Here is a 7447-nt window from a genome sequence, read left to right as displayed (position 1 = left end):
ATTCAGCAAAGTTCAGGGTTTTGGGGGTTAGAGGCATGCTCTCTACTGAGCGCCGAGGGCCGCCAACAAATCATCTGCCAACAACACCGCCGTATAGACCAAAGCCTGTCGTTGCTCAGGAGACAAATCGCCAACAGGAGTCTGGGGATTGCTCACGATACCCTGCAGTACTCTGCTGGCTATGTATTCCCGCTTGGAAACCCCTGGGCTGGAGATAGTGGGGTTATCCAGAGAGAACTTCTGATGGTGCTCGAAGGGGAAGGCGTATTCGGGGGCAACCGGCATCGCTCGACTCCAGATGGATCTCTACACTCTGCTTTGCCTATTTTCCCATCCTCTCTCGCTGGGGATTTTAAAAAAGCGGTGCCTCAAAAAAGACATAACGGGTTATCGTAATCAGAGAGATCCCTATGTGGGGGAAGGATCTGGGCTGCTCTCCCTTGGGAACAGTGGACATGCATTTGAGGGATTCTTTTCGACGCACCAAAATTGTTGCCACCATCGGCCCTGCCAGCTCAAATCCAGCCATTCTCAGGGAGATGATCCTGCAAGGGGCAACCACCCTTCGCCTGAACTTCTCCCATGGGGATCACGAGCTACACCGCCGCAGCATTCGCCTGATCCGCCAAACCGCGATGGATCTGGGCATCCAGGTCGCCATCTTGCAAGACCTGCAGGGGCCCAAAATCCGCTTGGGCAAGTTCGCCGAAGGCTCGATCACCCTCAAGGCAGGGGATCCCTTTGTGTTGACCAGTAAGCCCGTCTTGGGATCCCAAGAGCGCAGCTGGGTCACCTACGACAAGCTGGCCCAAGAAGTGCCCGAAGGAGCGACGATCCTCATCGACGATGGTCGAGTGGAGATGCGGGTGGAAGCCGTGGATCCGGAAGCGGGCGAACTCTTCTGCCGCACCATTGTCGGGGGTACCCTCTCCAACAACAAAGGGGTCAATTTCCCCGGTGTGCGCCTGAGCATCCGCGCCGTGACTCCAAAGGATAAAGAAGATCTCTACTTCGGCCTCAACCAAGGGGTGGATTGGGTGGCCCTCAGCTTTGTGCGGGATCCCTCTGATGTGCTGGAGCTGCGGGAGCTCATTGCCTCAGCCAAACGGCCTTCTTCCGGCTCAGCCGACAAGCGGGTACCCATCATCGTCAAGATCGAGAAACACGAGGCCATTGAACAGCTGCCCCAGATTTTGGCCCTCAGCGACGGTGTGATGGTGGCGCGGGGAGATCTGGGGGTAGAGCTGCCTGCGGAAGAGGTGCCGATCCTGCAGAAGCGGGTGATCGCCCTGGCCAACTCCCTGGGGATCCCGGTAATTACGGCCACCCAAATGCTGGACAGCATGGTGCACAGCCCCCGGCCTACCCGTGCCGAAATCTCCGATGTGGCCAACGCCATTTTGGATGGCACCGATGCCGTCATGCTCTCCAACGAGACGGCTGTGGGCAAATACCCTGTCGAGGCCGTTGCCACCATGGCCCGCATTGCCGTGCGCACCGAGCGCGATTACTTTGACCTGACCTCCGCCGACCGACGACAACGCCTTCGCGCCCTTGCCATGCAGGAGCTGAGCCAAAACAACGGCAACAGTCCTGCTGGAATGCGGCCCAAAACCCTGATCACCGACTCGATCAGCCGCGCCGTGGGGGAGATCGCCCAAGAGTTGGATGCTGTAGCCGTGATGACCCTGACCAAAACAGGGGCTACCGCTCGCAATGTCTCTAAGTTTCGCCCCCGCACTCCCATCCTAGCCGTAACCCCCCATGTGGAAGTGGCACGGCGGCTGCAGTTGGTTTGGGGGGTACATCCGCTGTTGGTTATGGATTTGGCCACCACCCGCCAGACCTTTCAAGCGGCCATCAGCTTGGCTCAGGAAGATGGCTTGCTCAAGGATGGCGACTTGGTGGTGCTCAGTGCAGGAACCCTGCCAGGGGTTGCGGGATCCACCGATCTGATCAAGGTGGATGTGGTGAAAGCGGTGGTGGCTCAAGGCAAAGGGTTTGGCAAAGGCATTGTCAGCGGCCCGGCCCGCATCTTGAGATCCAGCCTCGATGCCGGCAAAATCACCGCCGGAGACATTTTGGTTGCCCAATCCACCGACGCCAACTATGTGGAGGCGATCAAACAGGCAGCCGGCGTGATTACCGAAGAAGAGGGAGCCTCCTCTCATGCAGCAGTCATTGGCCTGCGGCTGGGGGTGCCGGTGCTGGTGGGGGTCAAGGATGCCACCCGCTTAATCCGGGATGGGTCTATCGTCACTCTGAACCCAGAAAAAGGCATAGTGACCGCAGGAGCCGATGGCTTGGGCTTTTAAGCGGGCCTTAAGGTTGCCTGCAATACAAACTTGTATCTCTTGCTACGAAACGAGACCCAGTTCTATGATGGGGGTAGCGAGGCAAGATTTTCCCTGACCCTTCGGTGCGTCCCATCCATTCCACGTGTAGGTTAAGCTATGCCCACTTTACAAGCCACCCACTATGCGGTTGAGGCCATCCAGGAGGAAGCTCGTCGCCTCATTCAGCAGGGGGTCTTACGCCGCTCTGCAGCCATTGCCCACCTGCAACCCTTTTTCCCGCAGCGGGAGTGGCAGGCGATTGCCCAAGAGCTGGAGCTGCAAGACTACTGCCCCTCGGATCCCCTCTGCGATTTGATCGGCAACTGCGAGGAGTGGAGCGAAGACTGACTCTCGATCTGCCGAGGATGGCAAGCGGTCGGCGTTGGCAGACAGCCAATGCCTCTTTTTATTCCAGCCGTTTTTTCCTCCTCTAATCTGTCGGCGGCTAAGCTGGATGAACTATAGTCAGTAATCAAACATCCCTTTTCGCCGGGTTCGCATGGGTCAGACGGCTGTCATTGCCACCTCAGATGGAGGTCTCGACCTGAATAGCCTCGGTTTTGAGGTGCCAGGGTGGCTGCGTGCTCTGCTTTCCGGTGCCGAGGATCCCGGCGATGGGTTGCGGCCCTACACGGCTGAAGAAGCCGATCTGCTGCGCCGTGCCTTTGAGTTTTCTTACTGTTTGCATCAGGGCCAAAAACGCAAATCGGGGGATCCCTACATTGCCCATCCGGTAGCCGTGGCCACTCTCCTGCGGGAGCTGGGGGGGGATGCGGTGACAGTGGCAGCCGGCCTTTTGCACGATGTTATTGAGGATACAGAAGTTACCCCAGAAGCCCTGGAAGCTGAATTCGGCTCTGAAGTTCGCCTACTGGTAGAAGGAGTTACCAAACTCTCTAAGTTCAATTTCTCCAGCAAAACCGAGCAGCAAGCGGAAAATTTCCGCCGCATGTTTGTGGCCATGGCCAAAGATATTCGAGTCATCGTGGTCAAGCTGGCGGATCGCTTACACAACATGCGCACGCTGCAGTATCTCTCCCCCAGCAAGCAACGGCAAATTGCAGCCGAAACCATGGAAATTTTCGCCCCTTTGGCCAACCGGCTGGGGATCTGGCATTTCAAATGGGAACTGGAAGACTTGGCTTTTAAGTATCTGGACTACGAGGCTTACCGGAAGATTCAGGAATTGGTCAACGCCAAGCGCGCCGAGCGAGAGGCCGAGATCCAAGCTTTTATCGAAGAGCTGCGGCAGAACCTTCTTCAAGCGGGACTGGAACGCTTTGAGATCAGCGGACGGCCCAAACATTTGTACAGCATCTATCGCAAGATGCAGCAGCAGCACAAAGAATTTCACGAGATTTACGATCTCTCGGCAGTGCGGGTGATCGTGCATACCAACAGCGAGTGCTATCGGGTGCTGGCAGTCGTTCACAACTGCTTTCGCCCCATCCCTGGGCGTTTCAAAGACTACATTGGTCTGCCCAAGGCCAATCGTTACCAATCTTTGCATACGGCGGTGATTGGCCCGCAGGGAAGACCGGTGGAGGTGCAGATCCGCACCGAAGAGATGCACCGCGTGGCTGAGTACGGGATCGCCGCCCACTGGAAGTACAAGGAGGCCGGCAGCACCACTGTCAAGCCCGACGAGGAGCGCTTCACCTGGCTGCGGCAGCTCTTGGAGTGGCAAAACGACCTCAAAGACGACAAAGAGTATCTGGACACCCTTCGCGAGAATCTGTTTGAGAGCGAGGTTTACGTTTTCACGCCCAAGGGGGACTTGCTGGCCCTGCCCCAGGGATCCTGTCCGGTGGACTTCGCCTATCGCATCCACTCCGAAGTTGGGGATCACTGTGCGGGGGCGCGGGTGAACAACAAGATCGTGCCCCTGGATACCCGCCTGCGCAACGGCGACATTGTGCAGATCATTACCCACAAGAATGCCCATCCCAGCCTGGACTGGATCAATTTCGTTGCCACCAGCTCTGCCCGCAATCGCATTCGCCAATGGTTTAAGCGCTCAAATCGTGAGCAAAACATCGCGCGGGGCCGGCATTTGCTGGAGCGGGAGCTGGGCAAAACGGGCTTTGATGCCCTGCTCAAATCAGAGCGGATGCAGAAGGTGGCCGAAAAGCTCAACTACGCCAGTGTAGAGGATTTGTTAGCCGCTCTGGGTTATGGTGAGACAACCCCCACGCTGGTGATCCATCGGCTGCAGGAGGTCAGCAGGCCGGCAGTATCTGCTCCCACAGAGGAGGAATCGCTTGAGGGATCCAAGCTGTTGTTGCCACGGGCTTCTGCGGCTCCCAGTTCTATCAAATCCCAATCTCCCATTCTGGGGGTGGAGGGTCTGAAACACCAGTTGGCCAAGTGTTGTAATCCGCTGCCGGGGGATCCGATCTTGGGCGTGGTCACCCGCTTTAAGGGTATTAGTATCCACCATCAGGACTGTCCACGGGTGGCTCAGGTTTCGGGGGAACGGCTGGTGCCGGTACGATGGAACGAAGAGCAACTGCGGCAGAGCGCCCAGATCTACCCGGTAGAACTGCATCTGGAGGTTATCGACCGCGTCGGGGTGCTGCGGGACATTCTTTCCCGTCTATCGGATCAAGGCATTAATGTTCGCAATGCTAAGGTACAAACTTTTGCCAACCGCACCGCCCTGATCGATCTCTGTATCGATGTACGTGATAAGAAACAGCTCACCCAGGTTCAAAGTCAACTGCGCCAGCTTTCTGACGTGATCGTGCTGCGCTCCCGCCATCACCAAAACGGATCCCGTTGACCTACGCCTGGCCCTTCGCGGGTACGGACTCTAGACCGCATCCCTATTGTGACTCGCTCCTTGTGACTCGCTCCTGCAGCAGCCCAATTTTGGGTCAGGCGCTGTCCCATCCTCATCCTGACCTCCTTTGCCGCTTCTGGTGCGCAGAGCGCTTTCCCGCTCCTCTGGGGTCTTGCCAAAAATCCCGTGTCAGCTCACAGGTGGCCAGGCAAGGCCGACAAGCCCAGAGCAATATCCCAGGCTTTCTTCGACAGCCTGTGGAAAACCTGTGGAAATCCAGCGAAGCCCGCCCAAGCTCCGATGGAGTTCCTGGCCATATCTAGGGGGAGGACTCACTACATTACGGGATCCTACACTGACTGTGTGTTAATTTTTATGAATTTGTCAGGAAATCACAACATTAGCCTGTGGAAAACCTGTGGAAAAACCTGGAAAATCTGTGGAAAACCTGTGGAAAAACCCCCCAAGTTATTAACAGGTATAAATACCCTGTGGAAAAGTGGCCAAGTTATCCACAGTTTTTCCACAGGTGGGGAATAAGCTCAAAAGCTCATGGCGCAAGGTGTTGACGATCACTTTCCACAGTTTCCACAGCCCCTACTACTACTAGATCAAAAAATTAAATTAGGCAGGGATCGAAATTTCAGATCTGTCCTACGCGCGAGGCAAATTTTCCAAAACTTGTCTGCAAGGGCAGGGATCCAACCGGGGCAGTCGGTGTAGGATCTGCGTGTGCAGCTCTCAAGTGCCCCCCATGGTGCAAGCTCAACGTCCTGTGGATCGAGAACTCGAGGCCGAGTCACTTGCGGCAGTGTTGCGCAGCAGTAAGACTGCAGCTCCTCAGCGTGGGGAGGGATACCTTGACGGGGCCGTGGTCTCCGGTTTCAGCTTCACCTGCGAGCAAGCCGATCTCAGCCACCACCTCGCTTCCGTTGGACGGGCTGTGGCCAGCCGCCCCGCCCTGCCCGTTTTGGCCAATGTGTTGGTGGAGGCCGACGCGGAAACTCAGCGGGTTGCTTTGACCGCCTTTGACTTGAACTTGTGCATTCGCAGCGAGTTCGAGGCTCAGGTCAGGGGATCCGGTCGCACCACCCTGCCGGCCAAGCTGCTCAGCGACATCGTCAGCCGCCTGCCCAGCGGCCCAGTGACTCTTGACGCGAGCAGCCAAGCCAAGGAGAGTGCCCCTGTGATTCTCATGTCGGCAGCCGGCCAGTACCAAGTGCGCAGCCTGTCGGCTGAAGAGTACCCCACCCTGCCGGAGATATCGCTTCCCGCCGCCGACGCAGATGGCGATTTTGCGGGGGAGGAAAGCCCGACAGCTCAGGCCCTGGAGCTGCCCATCGAGAGCCTGTTGCAAGGGATCGGCCAAACCCTTTTTGCGGCCTCTGGAGATGAGACCAAGCAGGTGCTCACAGGGGTGCATGTCAAGCTCTTGGCGGGGGATCCCCCTTGCCTGGAGTTTGCAGCCACCGATGGGCATCGTCTGGCGATGGTGCAGGTGGAGGCCGAAGGGATCCCGGTTGCTTCGGCCCATGGGGAAATAGGGTTGGATTTCACCATTCCCGCTCGCACTTTGCGAGAGGTGGAGCGCATCCTCGGCACCCAGACCGCGGCCTCTACGGTGGAATTGCGGTTTGACCGATCCCAGGTGCAGTTTGTGCTGCCTCCTCGCGCCGGCAAAACGCAGTGCCAACGGCGGATCACCAGCCGCCTTTTGGAGGGCCAATATCCCGACTACAACCGCCTGATTCCCAGGCAATTTGAGCGGCAGATAACCCTGGAGCGTCGGCCTTTGATTGAGTCGCTGGAACGGGTGGGAGTACTTGCTGCCCAAAGAAACGACATCGTCAAGTTCAATCTTTCTGCCGCAACCCAAACCCTGCGCATCAGCACCGAGGCGCCCGATGTGGGCAGTGGCGAGGAATCGTTGCCAGTGCAGATGTCTGGTCCTGACCTGGAGCTGGCCTTCAATGTGCGTTACCTGCTGGATGCCCTCAGGGTGTTTCATACGCAGCAGGTGAGCCTGGAGCTAAACGGCGCCACGCAGCCGGCCATCTGGAAGCCCCTTGGGGCAATGCGGCTCTGTTATTTGGTTATGCCGGTGCAGCTACGGGCTACCTAGTCTTAGGAGAGCTCCACCCAGCTCTAGTCCAAAACTCTCAAGATCATCTCAGTACAAATCTACACAAATCTACAGTTGTTTGTACAAATCTACAGTTGTTTGCATTGCCCCCTCTCCCAGAGGGAAAGGAGCCAGGGATGGTCGCGGAAGCGGCGCCGAGCGTTCAGGGAGCATGCCTCTAACCCCCAAAACCCTGAACTTTGCTGA

General features: G+C 57.3%; 5 protein-coding genes. 4 read left to right on the top strand and 1 reads right to left on the bottom strand.

The window, feature by feature from the left end; all coding sequences use genetic code 11:
- Positions 1–42: 42 nt before the first annotated feature.
- Positions 43–285, bottom strand: a complete 243-nt coding sequence (locus NW843_RS13200) for a hypothetical protein (protein ID WP_414351871.1) — start codon at positions 283–285, stop codon at positions 43–45.
- A 170-nt stretch (positions 286–455) separates the two neighbouring features.
- On the opposite strand from NW843_RS13200, the gene pyk reads away from it, so the two are divergent.
- The 4 genes from pyk to dnaN all read left to right on the top strand — a co-directional run bounded on the left by pyk (position 456) and on the right by dnaN (position 7240).
- Entirely contained in the window at positions 456–2315 is a 1860-nt protein-coding gene (gene pyk, locus NW843_RS13195; RefSeq protein ID WP_414342660.1) for a pyruvate kinase, read from the top strand.
- A gap of 138 nt (positions 2316–2453) precedes the next feature.
- A complete protein-coding gene (locus NW843_RS13190) occupies positions 2454–2684 on the top strand; it encodes a DUF4327 family protein (protein WP_414342658.1) in 231 nt (76 codons plus the stop codon).
- 151 nt (positions 2685–2835) lie between these two features.
- Positions 2836–5118 carry a RelA/SpoT family protein gene (locus tag NW843_RS13185; RefSeq protein ID WP_414523175.1) on the top strand — a complete coding sequence of 761 codons (2283 nt, stop codon included), beginning with the start codon at positions 2836–2838 and terminating at the stop codon, positions 5116–5118.
- A 754-nt stretch (positions 5119–5872) separates the two neighbouring features.
- The gene (gene dnaN / locus NW843_RS13180) at positions 5873–7240 is read left to right on the top strand and encodes a DNA polymerase III subunit beta (protein WP_414523174.1); all 1368 of its coding nucleotides are present in this window, start codon (positions 5873–5875) and stop codon (positions 7238–7240) included.
- The last annotated feature ends 207 nt before the right edge of the window (positions 7241–7447 follow it).

This window comes from Synechococcus sp. R5-12, assembly GCF_047502655.1.
Taxonomy (GTDB): Bacteria; Cyanobacteriota; Cyanobacteriia; order Thermostichales; family Thermostichaceae; genus Thermostichus.
This window is presented reverse-complemented; position numbering and strand designations above follow the sequence as displayed.

Coding starts and splice junctions, on each gene's coding strand:
- NW843_RS13200 (WP_414351871.1), bottom strand. CDS start 285: ATGCCGGTTGCCCCCGAATACGCCTTCCCCTTCGAGCACCATCAGAAG.
- pyk (WP_414342660.1), top strand. CDS start 456: ATGCATTTGAGGGATTCTTTTCGACGCACCAAAATTGTTGCCACCATC.
- NW843_RS13190 (WP_414342658.1), top strand. CDS start 2,454: ATGCCCACTTTACAAGCCACCCACTATGCGGTTGAGGCCATCCAGGAG.
- NW843_RS13185 (WP_414523175.1), top strand. CDS start 2,836: ATGGGTCAGACGGCTGTCATTGCCACCTCAGATGGAGGTCTCGACCTG.
- dnaN (WP_414523174.1), top strand. CDS start 5,873: ATGGTGCAAGCTCAACGTCCTGTGGATCGAGAACTCGAGGCCGAGTCA.